The sequence below is a fragment of the Chromobacterium sp. ATCC 53434 genome, from assembly GCF_002848345.1.
In the GTDB taxonomy this organism is placed as follows: Bacteria; Pseudomonadota; Gammaproteobacteria; order Burkholderiales; family Chromobacteriaceae; genus Chromobacterium.
On sequence record NZ_CP025429.1, the window covers coordinates 4,249,591 to 4,265,466 of the forward strand.

Annotated in this window: 11 protein-coding genes; all 11 read right to left on the reverse strand. The window is 60.5% G+C overall.

The genetic code is table 11. The features are described from left to right. The 11 genes from rplB to rpoB all read right to left on the reverse strand — a co-directional run bounded on the left by rplB (position 1) and on the right by rpoB (position 15,837). Positions 1 to 834, reverse strand: a complete 834-nt coding sequence (gene rplB / locus CXB49_RS18840; RefSeq protein WP_101709793.1) for a 50S ribosomal protein L2 — start codon at positions 832 to 834, stop codon at positions 1 to 3. Positions 835 to 845: 11 nt separating this feature from the next. Then, positions 846 to 1,154 carry a 50S ribosomal protein L23 gene (gene rplW / locus CXB49_RS18845; protein ID WP_101709794.1) on the reverse strand — a complete coding sequence of 103 codons (309 nt, stop codon included), beginning with the start codon at positions 1,152 to 1,154 and terminating at the stop codon, positions 846 to 848. Further along, positions 1,151 to 1,771 carry a 50S ribosomal protein L4 gene (gene rplD, locus CXB49_RS18850; protein ID WP_101709795.1) on the reverse strand — a complete coding sequence of 207 codons (621 nt, stop codon included), beginning with the start codon at positions 1,769 to 1,771 and terminating at the stop codon, positions 1,151 to 1,153. The genes rplW and rplD overlap by 4 nt, the downstream gene beginning before the upstream one ends. Next, positions 1,771 to 2,415 (reverse strand): 50S ribosomal protein L3, encoded by a 645-nt coding sequence (rplC, locus tag CXB49_RS18855; RefSeq protein ID WP_101709796.1) that lies wholly within the window; start codon positions 2,413 to 2,415, stop codon positions 1,771 to 1,773. The genes rplD and rplC overlap by 1 nt, the downstream gene beginning before the upstream one ends. A gap of 158 nt (positions 2,416 to 2,573) precedes the next feature. After that, on the reverse strand, positions 2,574 to 2,885 hold the full coding sequence (gene rpsJ / locus CXB49_RS18860) for a 30S ribosomal protein S10 (protein WP_011137734.1): 312 nt from the start codon (positions 2,883 to 2,885) through the stop codon (positions 2,574 to 2,576). An 18-nt stretch (positions 2,886 to 2,903) separates the two neighbouring features. Continuing rightward, on the reverse strand, positions 2,904 to 4,094 hold the full coding sequence (gene tuf / locus CXB49_RS18865) for an elongation factor Tu (protein ID WP_101709797.1): 1,191 nt from the start codon (positions 4,092 to 4,094) through the stop codon (positions 2,904 to 2,906). 79 nt (positions 4,095 to 4,173) lie between these two features. After that, positions 4,174 to 6,270, reverse strand: a complete 2,097-nt coding sequence (gene fusA / locus CXB49_RS18870) for an elongation factor G (protein ID WP_101709798.1) — start codon at positions 6,268 to 6,270, stop codon at positions 4,174 to 4,176. Positions 6,271 to 6,297: 27 nt separating this feature from the next. Next, positions 6,298 to 6,768 carry a 30S ribosomal protein S7 gene (gene rpsG, locus CXB49_RS18875; RefSeq protein WP_101709799.1) on the reverse strand — a complete coding sequence of 157 codons (471 nt, stop codon included), beginning with the start codon at positions 6,766 to 6,768 and terminating at the stop codon, positions 6,298 to 6,300. A gap of 111 nt (positions 6,769 to 6,879) precedes the next feature. Continuing rightward, positions 6,880 to 7,251, reverse strand: coding sequence for a 30S ribosomal protein S12 (gene rpsL, locus CXB49_RS18880; protein ID WP_101709800.1), 372 nt, complete (start codon positions 7,249 to 7,251; stop codon positions 6,880 to 6,882). A gap of 165 nt (positions 7,252 to 7,416) precedes the next feature. Then, positions 7,417 to 11,607 (reverse strand): DNA-directed RNA polymerase subunit beta', encoded by a 4,191-nt coding sequence (gene rpoC / locus CXB49_RS18885; protein ID WP_101709801.1) that lies wholly within the window; start codon positions 11,605 to 11,607, stop codon positions 7,417 to 7,419. Positions 11,608 to 11,664: 57 nt separating this feature from the next. Then, positions 11,665 to 15,837, reverse strand: a complete 4,173-nt coding sequence (gene rpoB, locus CXB49_RS18890; protein ID WP_101709802.1) for a DNA-directed RNA polymerase subunit beta — start codon at positions 15,835 to 15,837, stop codon at positions 11,665 to 11,667. Positions 15,838 to 15,876: the final 39 nt, after the last annotated feature.

Sequence of the window (15,876 nt, forward strand, 5' to 3'; positions counted from 1 at the left end):
TTACCCTTTGTTGGAATAGCGACGGCGTACGATCATGTTGTCGGTACGCTTGTTGCGACGGGTACGGAAGCCCTTGGCCGGGGTGCCCCACGGGCTAACCGGTACGCGACCTTCGCCAGTACGGCCTTCACCACCACCGTGCGGGTGATCGATCGGGTTCATCGCCGTACCGCGAACGGTCGGACGAATACCGCGCCAACGACTTGCGCCAGCCTTGCCCAGCTTGCGCAGGGAGTGCTCTTCGTTACCCACTTCACCAACGGTCGCACGGCAATCGACGTGCACCAGGCGGATCTCGCCGGAGCGCAGACGCAGTTGAGCGTATACGCCTTCACGAGCCAGCAGCATTGCAGAAGCGCCAGCGGAACGGACCATCTGAGCGCCCTTGCCGGGTTGCATTTCCACGCAGTGGATAGTGGTACCCACCGGGATGTTGCGGATCGGCAGAGCGTTACCGGCCTTGATCGGAGCTTCGGAACCGGACAGCAGCACGGCGCCAACCTTCACGCCACGCGGGGCGATGATGTAGCGACGTTCGCCATCGGCATAGCACAACAGGGCGATATGGGCGGTGCGGTTCGGATCGTATTCGATGCGTTCCACTTTCGCCGGGATGCCATCCTTGTTGCGACGGAAGTCGATCAGACGGTAGTGCTTCTTGTGACCACCACCGCGATGACGCGTGGTGATGTGGCCATTGTTGTTACGGCCGCCGGTCGAGTTTTTCTTCTCAACCAGAGCAGCATGCGGAGCGCCTTTGTGCAGATCAGGGCTTACCACCTTGACTACGGCACGACGACCCGCGGAAGTCGGTTTTACCTTAACGATAGGCATGCTCTATCTCCTCACTCCGCCGCGGCCGGGGTAGCGGTCAGGTCGATTTCTTGACCCTCGACCAAGCTAACGTAGGCCTTCTTCCAGTCACTGCGACGACCGATGCTACGGCCGAAACGCTTAACCTTGCCCTTGACGTTCACAGTGGACACGCCATCAACTTTGACGTTGAACAGCAGTTCCACAGCCGCCTTGATTTCCGGCTTGGTCGCATCTTTCGCAACGCGGAACGCCATTTGCTGGTTCTTCTCAGCAATCATGGTGCTCTTTTCGGAAACAATAGGAGCAAGGATTACTTGCAACAGACGTTCTTGATTCATGCCCACTGCTCCTCCAGTTGCTTCACGGCGTCGCGGGTGATCACGGTCTTCTTGAAACGCAGCAGGCTGTACGGGTCAGCTTGTTGAGCTTCGATAACCAGCACGTTCGGCAGGTTACGCGAAGAGAGATAGAGGTTCTCGCTCAGCTCACCAGTGATGAACAGAGCTTGTTCCAGACCCATCGGCTGAACAGCGCCAACGAATTCCTTGGTCTTCGGGCTGTTGATCGACAGCTCGTCAACCACGATCAGACGCTCGTCACGCACCAGTTGGGACAAGATGGCGGCCATGCCGGCGCGGAACATCTTGCGGTTAACCTTCTGGCTGAAGTTCTCGTCCGGCTTGTTCGGGAAGGCACGGCCACCACCACGACGGTTCGGGGTGGAAGTCATACCGGCACGAGCGTTACCAGTGCCCTTCTGACGGAACGGCTTCTTGGTCGAGTGCTTCACTTCGGCACGAGTCAGCTGGGCGCGGTTGCCGCTACGAGCGTTCGCCAGGAACGCGGTAACAACCTGGTGCACCAGAGCTTCGTTGTAGTCGCGGCCGAACAGGGAGTCGGACACTTGCAGGCTACCAACAGCCTTGCCTTGGGTATTGATTACATTCAATTCCATCACGCACCCGCTTTCACGCTAGGACGCACGACTACGTCGCCGTTCTTGGCGCCCGGGACTGCGCCCTTGACCAGAATCAGCTGACGCTCGGCGTCGATACGAACGATCTCGAGGCACTGAACAGTGCTCTTGACGTTACCGTACTGACCAGCCATGCGCTTACCCGGGAAAACGCGACCCGGATCCTGCGCCTGACCGATGGAACCCGGCGTATTGTGCGAACGCGAGTTACCATGCGAAGCACGGTTGGAAGAGAAGTTGTGACGCTTGATCACACCGGAGAAGCCCTTACCCTTGGAGGTACCGGTGATATCCACCAGCTGACCAACGGAGAAGGTTTCAACAGCGACGGCATCGCCCAGCTTGAAGTTGGCAACAGCTTCGGCCGACAGAGCGAACTCTACCAGAACCTCACCTGCTTCAACGCCAGCCTTGGCGAAATGGCCAGCTGCAGCCTTGTTGACACGATTGGCCTTTTTGGAGCCAAAAGTCACCTGAACGGCATTGTAGCCGTCGGTTTCTGCAGTTTTGATTTGCGTGACGCGGTTAGCGGACATGTCCAGCACAGTTACCGGGATGGTTGCGCCATCTTCGGCAAAAATGCGGGTCATGCCGACTTTGCGACCGACAAGACCTAAACTCATGTTTATTTCCTTTTTCAGGCGCCGATTGCGATTGACCGGCATAAAAAACACGACATAAAAAACAAAAGCGAACTCGCCAAAATGGTGAGTCCGCTAATGTATCACAGAAAATTCAAGCATCGCAAGCACTTAGCTCGCGACACTCATCTTCTCAGCGATTATTGCAGCTTGATTTCCACATCCACACCGGCCGGCAGGTCGAGCTTCATCAGAGCGTCAACAGTCTTGTCGGTCGGGTCTACGATGTCCATCAGACGCAGGTGAGTGCGGATTTCCAGCTGGTCGCGGGAAGTCTTGTTCACGTGCGGGGAGCGCAGAACGTTGAAACGCTCGATTTTGGTCGGCAGCGGAACCGGGCCTTTTACAACGGCGCCGGTACGCTTGGCGGTTTCAACGATTTCCTGAGCGGAACGATCGATCAGGTTGTAATCGAACGCCTTCAGGCGGATGCGGATCTTTTGGCTAGACATGAGAAATCTCCGCTTCCGTTACTTGATGATCTTGGCAACGACGCCGGCGCCGACGGTACGGCCGCCTTCGCGGATAGCGAAGCGCAGACCATCTTCCATCGCGATCGGAGCGATCAGGGCAACGGTGATTTCAACGTTGTCGCCCGGCATTACCATTTCCACGCCTTCGGCCAGCGTGATCGCGCCGGTCACGTCGGTCGTACGGAAGTAGAACTGCGGACGGTAGTTCGCGAAGAACGGGGTGTGACGGCCACCTTCGTCTTTGGACAGAACGTACACGGAAGCGGAGAAGTCGGTGTGCGGGGTGATGCTGCCCGGCTTGGACAGAACCTGGCCACGCTCCACGTCTTCACGCTTGGTGCCGCGCAGCAGCACGCCAACGTTGTCGCCGGCTTGACCTTGGTCCAGCAGCTTGCGGAACATTTCCACGCCGGTGCAGGTGGTCTTCACGGTAGCCTTCAGGCCCACGATTTCCAGCTCTTCGCCGACCTTGACGATGCCGCGCTCAACGCGACCGGTCACCACGGTGCCGCGGCCGGAGATCGAGAACACGTCCTCGATCGGCAGCAGGAACGGCTTGTCGATGGCGCGTTCCGGCGTCGGGATGTAGCTATCCAGAGCGTCGGCCAGACGGAAGATCGACGGCTCGCCCATTTCCGACTGGTCGCCTTCCAGCGCCAGACGAGCGGAGCCGGTCACGATCGGGGTGTCGTCGCCCGGGAAGTCGTAGGAAGACAGCAGATCGCGCACTTCCATTTCAACCAGTTCCAGCAGCTCGGCGTCGTCAACCAGGTCAGCCTTGTTCAGGTAGACGATGATGTACGGAACGCCAACCTGACGGGACAGCAGGATGTGTTCGCGGGTTTGCGGCATCGGACCGTCAGCGGCCGAGCACACCAGAATCGCGCCGTCCATCTGAGCCGCGCCGGTGATCATGTTCTTCACATAGTCGGCGTGACCCGGGCAGTCTACGTGAGCGTAGTGGCGGGCTTCGGTTTCGTATTCAACGTGCGCGGTATTGATGGTGATACCGCGAGCCTTTTCTTCCGGCGCGCTGTCGATCTGGGAGTAGTCCTTGGCTTCGCCACCGAACTTCTTCGACAGAATGGTGGTGATAGCGGCGGTCAGGGTGGTCTTACCGTGGTCCACGTGACCGATGGTGCCTACGTTTACGTGCGGCTTGGTCCGCTCAAACTTTTCTTTTGCCATTTTGCAAAAATCCTTAATTAAAGAACATTAGATCGGGGCTGGCCGGACAGCCTGAAGAGGCCGGCCAGCCCAGCGCGCATTACTTCTTCGCGGCCATTACGGCTTCGGCGACGTGCTTCGGAGCCTCGGAGTAGTGCTTGAACTCCATCGAGTAGGTCGCACGACCCTGAGTAGCCGAACGCAGGTCGGTCGAGTAGCCGAACATCTCGGCCAGCGGTACTTCGGCCTTGATCTTCTTGCCACCCAGACCGTCGTCATCCATACCTTGGACCATGCCGCGGCGACGGTTCAGGTCGCCCATCACATCGCCCATGTACTCTTCCGGCGTTTCCACTTCCACGGCCATCATCGGCTCGAGGATGCACGGACCGGCGCGACGCATGGCTTCCTTGAATGCCAGCGAGCCTGCCAGTTCGAACGCGATCTGCGAGGAGTCGACGTCATGGTAGGAACCGAAAGTCAGACGCACGGTCACGTCCACCACCGGGAAGCCGGCCAGAATGCCGTTGCCCAGGGTGTTCTGGATACCCTTGTCCACCGACGGGATGAATTCGCGCGGAATCACGCCACCCTTGATCTCGTCGAAGAACTTGTAGCCATTGCCTTCGCCGGACGGCTCCAGCGTGATCACGGCGTGACCGTACTGACCCTTACCACCAGACTGTTTGACGTGCTTGCCTTCCACGTCGGTAACGATCTTGGTGATGGTTTCGCGGTAGGCCACTTGCGGCGCGCCGACGTTGGCTTCAACGCCGAATTCGCGCTTCATGCGGTCAACCAGGATTTCCAGGTGCAGTTCGCCCATGCCGGAAATGATGGTCTGGCCGGATTCTTCGTCGGTACGCACGCGGAACGACGGATCTTCCTTGGCCAGGCGGTTCAGGGCAACGCCCATCTTCTCCTGGTCGGCCTTGGTCTTCGGCTCGACGGCAACGTGGATCACCGGATCCGGGAACTCCATGCGCTCCAGGATGATTTCCGCGTCAACGGCGCACAGGGTCTCACCAGTGGTGACTTCCTTCAGGCCGATGGCAGCGGCGATGTCGCCGGCGCGCACTTCGTCGATTTCCTTACGGTCGTTGGCGTGCATCTGCACGATACGGCCGATACGTTCCTTCTTGCCCTTGACCGAGTTCAGCACGGTGTCGCCGGACTTCACCACGCCGGAGTAGACGCGGAAGAAGGTCAGCTGGCCGACGTACGGGTCGTTCATCAGCTTGAACGCCAGAGCCGAGAACGGCTCGTCGTCGGAAGCGTGACGCTCGGCTTCAACGCCGTCGGTTTCGCCCTTGATCGCCGGCACTTCGGTCGGCGACGGCAGCAGTTCGATCACGGCGTCCAGCATGCGCTGAACACCCTTGTTCTTGAACGCGGAACCGCACAGCATCGGCTGAATTTCGCAACGCAGCGTGCGCTCGCGCAGGCCGGCGATGATTTCTTCCTCGGACAGCGCTTCGCCGCCCAGGTACTTGTCCATCATCTCGTCGCTGACTTCGGCAGCCGCTTCGACCATCTTCTCGCGCCATTCTTCGGCCACGGAAACCAGGTCGGCCGGGATGTCGCCATATTCGAACTTCATGCCTTGAGAGGCTTCGTCCCAAATGATGGCCTTCATCTTCAGCAGATCGACAACGCCGGTGAAACCGTCTTCGGCGCCGATCGGCACCACGATGGGCACCGGATTGCCGCGCAGGCGGGTCTTCACCTGTTCCACGGCGCGGAAGAAGTTGGCGCCTTGACGGTCCATCTTGTTCACGAACGCGATACGCGGAACCTTGTACTTGTTAGCCTGACGCCATACGGTTTCAGACTGCGGCTGCACGCCGCCCACGGCGCAGTACACCATCACGGCGCCGTCCAGCACACGCATGGAACGCTCTACCTCGATGGTAAAGTCCACGTGTCCCGGGGTGTCGATGATGTTGAAGCGATGCTCCGGGAACTGCATGGCCATACCTTTCCAGAAGGTAGTGGTCGCAGCGGAGGTGATCGTGATGCCACGCTCCTGTTCCTGCTCCATCCAGTCCATGGTGGCGGCGCCATCATGCACTTCACCGATTTTGTGGTTCACACCGGTGTAAAACAGAATACGCTCGGTAGTGGTGGTCTTACCAGCGTCAATGTGAGCAGAGATACCGATGTTACGGTAACGCTCAATGGGGGTTTTCCTTGCCACGGCTTACACCTTAATGAATGGTAAAGCTTAGAAACGGAAGTGCGAGAAGGCCTTGTTGGCTTCTGCCATGCGGTGCACTTCGTCACGCTTCTTCATCGCGCCGCCACGGCCTTCGGCCGCGTCGATCAGCTCACCAGCCAGGCGCAGGTCCATGGACTTTTCGCCGCGCTTGCGCGCAGCGTCACGCAGCCAACGCATGGCCAGAGCCATACGACGGGACGGACGGACTTCAACAGGAACTTGATAGTTTGCACCACCTACGCGGCGGCTTTTCACTTCCACCACCGGCTTGGCGTTGGACAGTGCGGTATTGAACACTTCGATAGCGTTCTTACCGGTTTTCTTCTCGATCTGAGCCAGGGCACCGTAGATGATGCGCTCGGCGACAGACTTCTTGCCGTCGATCATGACAACGTTCATGAACTTGGACAGATCTTGGGAACCGAACTTCGGATCCGGCAGGATTTCACGCTTGGGGACTTCTCTGCGACGTGGCATGTCACTTCCTTAAAATATTCAGTTGAGCTCTATTCGCTCATGACTACCCAATGGAGCAGTCACTTACTAGACGACCCTGAGTGTTATCAGGCCGCCTTCAAAACATCCCAATTACTTGGGACGCTTGGCGCCGTACTTGGAGCGGGACTGCTTACGGTCTTTAACGCCTGCGGTATCCAGGGAACCGCGCACGGTGTGGTAACGCACACCCGGCAAGTCCTTCACACGACCGCCGCGAATCAGCACGACCGAGTGTTCCTGCAGGTTGTGGCCTTCACCGCCGATGTACGAAATGACTTCGAAACCGTTGGTCAGACGAACCTTGCACACTTTACGCAGAGCCGAGTTCGGCTTCTTCGGAGTGGTGGTGTAAACACGGGTGCACACGCCACGCTTCTGCGGGCAGGCTTCCAGCGCAGGCACCTTGCTCTTCGCCGTGATGGCGACGCGGCCCTTGCGAACGAGTTGGTTAATGGTTGGCATTTACTATCAGTTCCTAGTTGAAGCTTCCCGGAAGCAACACGCCTCCAGAAAGGACGGAGGATTATATTTTAGTCAACGGTCGAGCGTCAAATAAAAAACGCCGCCCCGCCAACGTTAACCGTTGATGGAGCAGCGTTTTTTCAACAGATGGCCGTCAGGCCTCCGTTATTCGTCGCTTTCCAGCGCAGCCGGAGCCGGATCGAACAGCTGCGATTCGGCAGCGTCCAGGCCCAGGTGCTGGCGACGGCGGGTGCGATGGTAGGCGAGACCGGTGCCGGCCGGGATCAGACGGCCGACGATCACGTTCTCCTTCAGACCGCGCAGATCGTCGCGCTTGCCCATGATGGCCGCTTCGGTCAGCACGCGCGTGGTTTCCTGGAAGGAAGCCGCGGAGATGAACGAGTCGGTCGACAAGGACGCCTTGGTGATGCCCAGCAGCACGTTTTCGTACTGCGCCGGCTCCTTGTTCTCGGCCATCATCTTGTCGTTCATTTCCAGCACGTCGGCGCGTTCCACCTGCTCGCCCTGGATGAACTCGGTATCGCCGCTGTCGGAGATCACGACGCGACGCAGCATCTGGCGAATGATCACCTCGATGTGCTTGTCGTTGATCTTCACGCCTTGCAGACGATAGACCTCCTGCACCTCCTGGACGATGTAGCGGGCCAGCGCCTCGATGCCCTGCAGGCGCAGGATGTCGTGCGGATCGACCGGACCGTCGACGATGGATTCGCCGCGGTTCACCACCTGACCGTCGTGGACCAGCACGTGCTTGTCCTTCGGAATCAGGTTTTCGTAACCGCTGCCTTCCAGGTCGGTGATGATCAGACGCTGCTTGCCCTTGGTGTCCTTGCCGAACGACACGGTACCGGTCACCTCGGCCAGCATGCCGGCATCCTTCGGCGAACGGGCTTCGAACAGCTCGGCCACGCGCGGCAGACCACCGGTAATGTCGCGGGTCTTCGACGATTCCTGCGGGATGCGGGCCAGCACTTCGCCCTTGCCCACGTCCTGACCGTCGCGCACCGTGATGATGGCGCCGACCTGGAAGGTGATCGATACCGACGCGTCGGAACCGGCCAGCTTCACTTCGTTGCCGTTGTCGTCGAGCAGCTTCACCAACGGACGCAGCATCTTCGACTGCGAACCGGCGCGGCGTTTCGGGTCGATGACCACCAGCGTCGACAGACCGGTCACTTCGTCGGTCTGCTTCGCTACGGTGTTGCCCTCTTCCACGTTCTCGAACTTCACGCGGCCGGCGTACTCGGTGATGATCGGACGGGTGTGCGGGTCCCAGGTGGCCAGTACCGCGCCAGCCTTGATCTGCAGACCGTCGGTCACCATCAGGGTCGCGCCGTACGGCACCTTGTGACGCTCGCGCTCACGGCCCATGTCGTCGTGGATCACCACTTCGCCGGAGCGGGTGATGACGATCAGCTCGCCCTTGGTGTTGGCGACGTAACGCATCTGACTGGAGAAGCGCACGGTGCCGTTGGACTTGCCTTCCACCTGGCTGGCCGCAGCGTTTCGCGACGCCGCGCCACCGATGTGGAAGGTACGCATCGTCAGCTGGGTGCCCGGTTCGCCGATGGACTGGGCGGCGATCACGCCGATCGCCTCGCCGGCGTTGACGCGCTTGCCGCGCGCCAGGTCGCGACCATAGCACTTCGCGCACAGGCCGTAGCGGGTGTCGCAGGTGATCGCGGTGCGTACCTTGACCTCGTCGATGCCGAGGCTGTCGATCGAGTCGACCATATGCTCGTCCAGCAGCGTGCCGGCTTCGATCACGGTCTCGCCGGTCGACGGATCGACGACGTCGATCGCGGTGACGCGGCCCAGAATGCGGTCGCGCAGCGCCTCGATCACGTCGCCGCCCTGCAGCACGGCCTTCATGGTGAAGCCGTTGCTGGTGCCGCAATCGTCCTCGACCACCACCAGATCCTGGGTCACATCGACCAGACGACGGGTCAGGTAACCGGAGTTCGCGGTCTTCAAGGCCGTATCCGCCAGACCCTTACGGGCACCGTGGGTCGAGATGAAGTACTGCAGTACGGTCAGGCCTTCGCGGAAGTTGGCGGTAATCGGCGTTTCGATAATCGAACCGTCCGGCTTCGCCATCAGACCCCGCATGCCGGCCAGCTGCTTGATCTGGGCTGCGGAACCCCGCGCGCCCGAGTCGGCCATCATGTAAATGGAGTTGAAGGATTCCTGATCGACTTCCTTGCCTTCGCGGTCCAGCACCTTCTGCTTGGACAGCTCGTCCATCATCGCCTTGGCGATCTTGTCGCCGGTGCGGCCCCAGATGTCCACTACCTTGTTGTAGCGTTCGCCCTGGGTCACCAGACCTTGACGGTACTGCTCTTCGATCTCTTTGACTTCCTTGTTGGCTTCGCCAAGCAATTCGGTCTTTTTCTTCGGAATCTGCATGTCGTCCACGCAGATCGAGATGCCGCCGCGGGTCGAGTAGGCGAAACCGGTGTACATCAGCTGGTCGGCGAAGATCACCGTGTCGCGGATGCCGCAACGACGGAACGAAACGTTGATCAGTTTCGAGATCTCTTTTTTCTTCAGCGCCTTGTTGATGTGCTCGAACGGCAGGCCCTTCGGCAGGATGTCCGACAGGATCGCGCGACCGACGGTGGTGTCGTAACGCTTGGTCACCGGCTGGAACTCGCCCTGCTCGTCCTTTTCCCATTCCTTCAGGCGGACGGTGATGCGGGTGGCCAGCTCGACCTGACGGGTCTCGTAGGCGCGATGCACTTCCTTGGTGTCGGCGAACACCATGCCTTCGCCCTTGCCGTTCACCTTGTCTCGGGTCATGTAGTACAGACCCAGCACGATATCCTGCGACGGCACGATGATAGGCTCGCCGTTGGCCGGCGACAGCACGTTGTTGGTGGCCAGCATCAGCGTGCGGGCTTCCATCTGCGCTTCCAGGCTCAGCGGCACGTGAACGGCCATCTGGTCACCGTCGAAGTCGGCGTTGAACGCCGCGCAGACCAGCGGGTGCAGCTGGATGGCCTTGCCTTCGATCAGCACCGGCTCAAACGCCTGGATGCCCAGGCGGTGCAGCGTCGGCGCGCGGTTCAGCAGCACCGGATGCTCGCGGATCACGTCTTCCAGGATGTCCCAGACTTCCGGCACTTCCTGCTCGACCAGCTTCTTGGCCGCCTTGATGGTGGACGCCAGGCCCATCACTTCCAGCTTGTGGAAGATGAAGGGCTTGAACAGTTCCAGCGCCATCTTCTTCGGCAGGCCGCACTGATGCAGACGCAGGGTCGGGCCCACGGTGATCACCGAACGGCCGGAGTAGTCGACGCGCTTGCCCAGCAAGTTCTGACGGAAACGACCGCCCTTGCCCTTGATCATGTCGGCCAGCGACTTCAGCGGGCGCTTGTTGGCGCCGGTCATCGCCTTGCCTCGACGGCCGTTGTCCAGCAGCGAGTCAACCGATTCCTGCAACATGCGCTTCTCGTTGCGCACGATGATGTCCGGCGCGCGCAGCTCCAGCAGACGCTTCAGACGGTTGTTACGGTTGATGACGCGGCGGTACAGGTCGTTCAGGTCGGAGGTCGCGAAGCGGCCGCCGTCCAGCGGCACCAGCGGACGCAGTTCCGGCGGCAGCACCGGCAGCACGTCCAGGATCATCCATTCCGGCTTCATGCCGGAACGCTGGAACGCTTCAAGCACCTTCAGGCGCTTGGCGATCTTCTTGATCTTGGTGTCGGAATTGGTCGATTCCAGCTCGCGGCGCAGGCCTTCGATCTCGGCGTCCAGGTCCAGCTTCTTCAGCAGTTCCTTGACGGCCTCGGCGCCCATCATCGCCACGAACTCTTCACCGTACTGGTCTTCCTTGTCCAGGAAGTCCTCTTCGGTCAAGAGCTGGCGGTACTGCATCGGGGTCATGCCCGGATCGGTCACGACGAACGCTTCGAAGTACAGCACGCGCTCGATGTCGCGCAGCGTCATGTCCAGCACCATGCCCAGACGCGACGGCAGCGACTTCAGGAACCAGATGTGCGCGGTCGGGCTGGCCAGCTCGATGTGGCCCATGCGCTCGCGGCGCACCTTGGACAGCGTCACTTCGACGCCGCACTTCTCGCAGATCACGCCGCGATGCTTCAGGCGCTTGTACTTGCCGCACAAGCACTCGTAGTCCTTCACCGGCCCGAAGATGCGGGCGCAGAACAGGCCGTCGCGTTCCGGCTTGAAGGTACGATAGTTGATCGTTTCCGGCTTCTTCACTTCGCCATAAGACCAGGAACGGATCTTGTCAGGCGAGGCGATGCCGATCTTGATCGCATCAAACTCTTCTTCTTGCGTAACTTGCTTAAAGAGATCGAGCAAAGCTTTCATTGCGTCTCCAGTTCAGGGGACAGGCGCGGCGGCTTTCCGCCGCGCCCTATTACCCAATCAAAAACGTTCCAGGTCCATGTCGAGGCCCAGCGAGCGGATTTCCTTCACCAATACGTTGAAGGATTCCGGCATGCCGGCGTCGATCTTGTGCTCGCCCTTGACGATGTTCTCGTAGACCTTGGTACGGCCCGTCACATCGTCCGACTTCACGGTCAGCATTTCCTGCAGCGTGTAGGCGGCACCGTAGGCTTCCAGCGCCCACACTTCCATCTCACCGAAACGCTGGCCGCCGAACTGGGCCTTACCGCCCAGCGGCTGCTGCGTCACCAGCGAGTACGGACCGGTGGAACGGGCGTGCATCTTGTCGTCGACCAAGTGATGCAGCTTCAGGTAGTGCATCACGCCGACGGTGACCTTGCGATCGAAGGCTTCGCCGGAGCGGCCGTCGAACAGGACCATCTGGGTCTTGGACTCGTTGAAGCCCATCTTGTCGGTCAGCTCGTCGCCATCCGGGTAGGCCAGATCCAGCATGTGCTTGATCTCGGCTTCCTTGGCGCCGTCGAACACCGGCGTGGCGAAGGTCATGCCCTTGCTCAGGTTCTGCGCCAGTTGCAGCACATCGTCGTCGGACAGCGCGGCGATTTCCTCCGGCTTGCCGGCTTCGTTGTAGATGCGCTCCAGATAGGCGCGGATCTCAGCGGTGGACTGCTCGCGGATCATGCGGTTGACGCGCTCGCCGATACCCTTGGCGGCCCAGCCCAGGTGCACTTCCAGGATCTGACCGATGTTCATACGCGACGGTACGCCCAGCGGGTTCAGCACGATGTCGACCGGACGGCCATCGCCCATGTACGGCATGTCTTCGATCGGCAGGATGCGGGAAACCACGCCCTTGTTACCGTGACGGCCGGCCATCTTGTCGCCCGCCTGCAGGCGGCGTTTGACGGCCAGGTAGACCTTGACCATCTTCTGCACGCCCGGCGGCAGCTCGTCGCCCTGGGTCAGCTTGCGCTTCTTGTCTTCGAACTTCAGGTCGAACTCTTCGCGCTTCTGCGCCAGGCTTTCCTTGATCAGTTCCAGCTGCTTGGCGATGTCTTCGTCGCTCATCCGGATGTCGAACCAGTCATGCTTGGTCGGCAGGCCGGTCAGGTATTCCTGATCGATCACGGTGCCCTTGGCCAGACGCTTCGGACCGCCGTTGGCGGCCTTGCCGACGATCAGACGCTCGATACGGCTGAAGGCGTCGTTGTCGAAAATACGCAGCTGGTCATTCAGGTCCAGACGGTAGCGCTTCAGCTCGGAGTCGATGATGGACTGCGCGCGCTTGTCGCGCTCGATGCCTTCGCGGGTGAACACCTGCACGTCGATGACGGTGCCGACGGTGCCGGTCGGCACGCGCAGCGAGGTGTCCTTCACGTCGGAAGCCTTCTCGCCGAAGATCGCGCGCAGCAGCTTCTCTTCCGGCGTCAGCTGGGTTTCGCCCTTAGGCGTCACCTTGCCCACCAGCACGTCCCCCGCTTCAACCTCGGCGCCGATATATACGATGCCGGATTCATCCAGACGGCCGGCCATGCGCTCGGACAGGTTCGGGATGTCGCGGGTGATTTCTTCCGGTCCCAGCTTGGTGTCGCGGGCAACCACGGACAGTTCTTCGATGTGGATCGAGGTGTAGCGGTCTTCGGCGACCAGCTTCTCCGAGATCAGGATCGAGTCCTCGTAGTTGTAACCGTTCCACGGCATGAAGGCGATGGTCATGTTCTGACCCAGCGCCAGCTCGCCCAGGTCGGTGGAGGCGCCGTCGGCCACCACGTCGCCGCGCGCGATGTGGTCGCCCACTTTCACGATCGGACGCTGGTTGATGTTGGTGTTCTGGTTGGAGCGGGTGAACTTGGTCAGGTTGTAGATGTCCACGCCCACTTCGCCGGCGGTCGCTTCTTCATCGTTGACGCGAACCACCACGCGACCGGCGTCGACGTAATCCACCACGCCGCCGCGACGGGCGACCACGGTGGTGCCGGAGTCGACCGCCACCGAGCGCTCGATGCCGGTGCCGACGAAGGCTTTTTCCGGACGCAGGCAAGGCACTGCCTGACGTTGCATGTTGGCGCCCATCAACGCGCGGTTCGCGTCGTCGTGCTCCAGGAACGGAATCAGCGAGGCCGCGACGGACACGACCTGGCCGGTGGCCACGTCCATGTACTGCACGCGGTCCGGCGTCGCCAGAATGGTTTCACCCTTCTCGCGGCAGGTCACCAGCTCGTCGATCAGCGTGCCGTCGTCGCTCAGCTCGGCGTTGGCCTGGGCGATGACGTAACGACCTTCCTCGATCGCGGACAGGTAATCGATCTCGTTGGTGACCTTGCTGTCCACCACCTTGCGGTACGGGGTTTCCAGGAAACCGAACTCGTTGGTGCGCGCGAACACGGACAGCGAGTTGATCAGACCGATGTTCGGGCCTTCAGGCGTTTCGATCGGGCACACGCGGCCGTAGTGGGTCGGGTGCACGTCGCGCACTTCGAAGCCTGCGCGTTCGCGGGTCAGACCGCCCGGGCCAAGAGCCGATACGCGGCGCTTGTGGGTGATTTCCGACAGCGGGTTGGTCTGGTCCATGAACTGGGACAGCTGCGAGGAACCGAAGAATTCCTTGATCGCGGCCGACACCGGCTTGGCATTGATCAGATCGTGCGGCATCAGGTTGTCGGACTCGGCCTGGTTCAGGCGTTCCTTGACCGCGCGCTCGACGCGCACCAGACCGGCGCGGAACTGGTTCTCAGCCAGTTCGCCGACCGAGCGCACGCGACGGTTGCCCAGGTGATCGATATCGTCCACTTCGCCGCGGCCATTGCGCAGCTCGGTCAGGATGGCGATCACCGACACGATGTCTTCGGTCGACAGCGTGCCGTCCATCACGTCGCGACGCGGCGCGAACTTGTCGCCGATCAGCGACTTGAACCATTCCGGGGTCTTGTCGTCGAACTTGTACTGATAAGTGCGGGAGCTGAACTTCATTCGGCCCACGCGCGACAGATCGTAAGTCTCTTCGCTGAAGAACAGGCGCTGGAACAGCGCTTCCACCGCGTCTTCGGTCGGCGGTTCGCCCGGACGCATCATGCGGTAGATCGCGACGCGAGCCTGGGTCTGATCCAGGCTGTCGTCGGTGCGCAGCGTCTGCGAGATGTAGGCGCCCTGATCCAGATCGTTGGTGAACAGCACTTCGACCTGATCGATCTCGGCCAGCGCCAGCTTGGCCAGCACTTCCTCGGTCACTTCGTCGTTGGCGCGCGAGATCACTTCACCGGTGTTCTGGTTGACCACATTGTGCGCCAGCATCTTGCCCAGCAGCGCGTCGGCCGGCACTTCGATGCGATCCAGCTCTGCGGTCTGGATGTCGCGGATGTGCTTGGCGGTGATGCGCTTGTCCTTGGCGACGATCAGCTTGCCGTCGGCAGCCACGATGTCGAACTTGGCGACTTCACCCTTCAGACGATCCGGCACGACGCGCATGAACACGCCGCCCTTGGTCAGGTAGAAGGTGTCGAAGCTGTAGAACTCGGACAGGATCTCTTCGTTGCTGTAGCCCAGGGCCTTCAGCAGGATGGTCACCGGCATCTTGCGACGACGGTCGATACGGAAGTACAGCAGGTCCTTCGGATCGAATTCGAAGTCCAGCCAGGAGCCGCGGTACGGAATCACGCGAGCGGAGAACAGCAGCTTGCCGGACGAGTGCGTCTTGCCGCGGTCGTGCTCGAAGAACACGCCCGGGGAACGGTGCAGCTGCGAGACGATGACGCGCTCGGTACCATTGATGATGAAGGAGCCGTTGGTGGTCATCAGCGGAATTTCGCCCATGTACACCTCGTTCTCGCGCACTTCCTTCACAACCGGCTTGGACGACTCCTTGTCGAAGATCGTCAGACGGATGCGCGCGCGCAGCGGCGCGGCAAAGGTGATGCCGCGCAGTTGACACTCCTGCACGTCGAACGGAGGCTCACCCAGAATGTAATGGGCAAAGTCGAGCCGAGCATAGCCGTTATGGCTGATGATCGGGAAGATCGACTTGAACGCAGCCTGAAGACCCACATCCTTGCGCTCGTCCAGCGGCTTACCCAGCTGGAGAAATTCGGTGTAGGAATCAATCTGGGTCGCCAACAGGAATGGGACGTCGAGAACACTGGCACGTTTCGCAAAGCTCTTACGAATACGTTTCTTCTCAGTAAACGAATAACTCATAGAGTCTCCATCGAGGTGGGTGGCGCAAGAAACCAAAAG

Excerpts from the sequence above, each read along its gene's own strand:
- rpoB (WP_101709802.1), bottom strand. The coding sequence starts at position 15,837 with ATGAGTTATTCGTTTACTGAGAAGAAACGTATTCGTAAGAGCTTTGCG.
- rplC (WP_101709796.1), bottom strand. The coding sequence starts at position 2,415 with ATGAGTTTAGGTCTTGTCGGTCGCAAAGTCGGCATGACCCGCATTTTT.
- rplD (WP_101709795.1), bottom strand. The coding sequence starts at position 1,771 with ATGGAATTGAATGTAATCAATACCCAAGGCAAGGCTGTTGGTAGCCTG.
- rplB (WP_101709793.1), bottom strand. The coding sequence starts at position 834 with ATGCCTATCGTTAAGGTAAAACCGACTTCCGCGGGTCGTCGTGCCGTA.
- tuf (WP_101709797.1), bottom strand. The coding sequence starts at position 4,094 with ATGGCAAAAGAAAAGTTTGAGCGGACCAAGCCGCACGTAAACGTAGGC.
- rpsJ (WP_011137734.1), bottom strand. The coding sequence starts at position 2,885 with ATGTCTAGCCAAAAGATCCGCATCCGCCTGAAGGCGTTCGATTACAAC.
- rpoC (WP_101709801.1), bottom strand. The coding sequence starts at position 11,607 with ATGAAAGCTTTGCTCGATCTCTTTAAGCAAGTTACGCAAGAAGAAGAG.
- rpsL (WP_101709800.1), bottom strand. The coding sequence starts at position 7,251 with ATGCCAACCATTAACCAACTCGTTCGCAAGGGCCGCGTCGCCATCACG.
- rplW (WP_101709794.1), bottom strand. The coding sequence starts at position 1,154 with ATGAATCAAGAACGTCTGTTGCAAGTAATCCTTGCTCCTATTGTTTCC.
- rpsG (WP_101709799.1), bottom strand. The coding sequence starts at position 6,768 with ATGCCACGTCGCAGAGAAGTCCCCAAGCGTGAAATCCTGCCGGATCCG.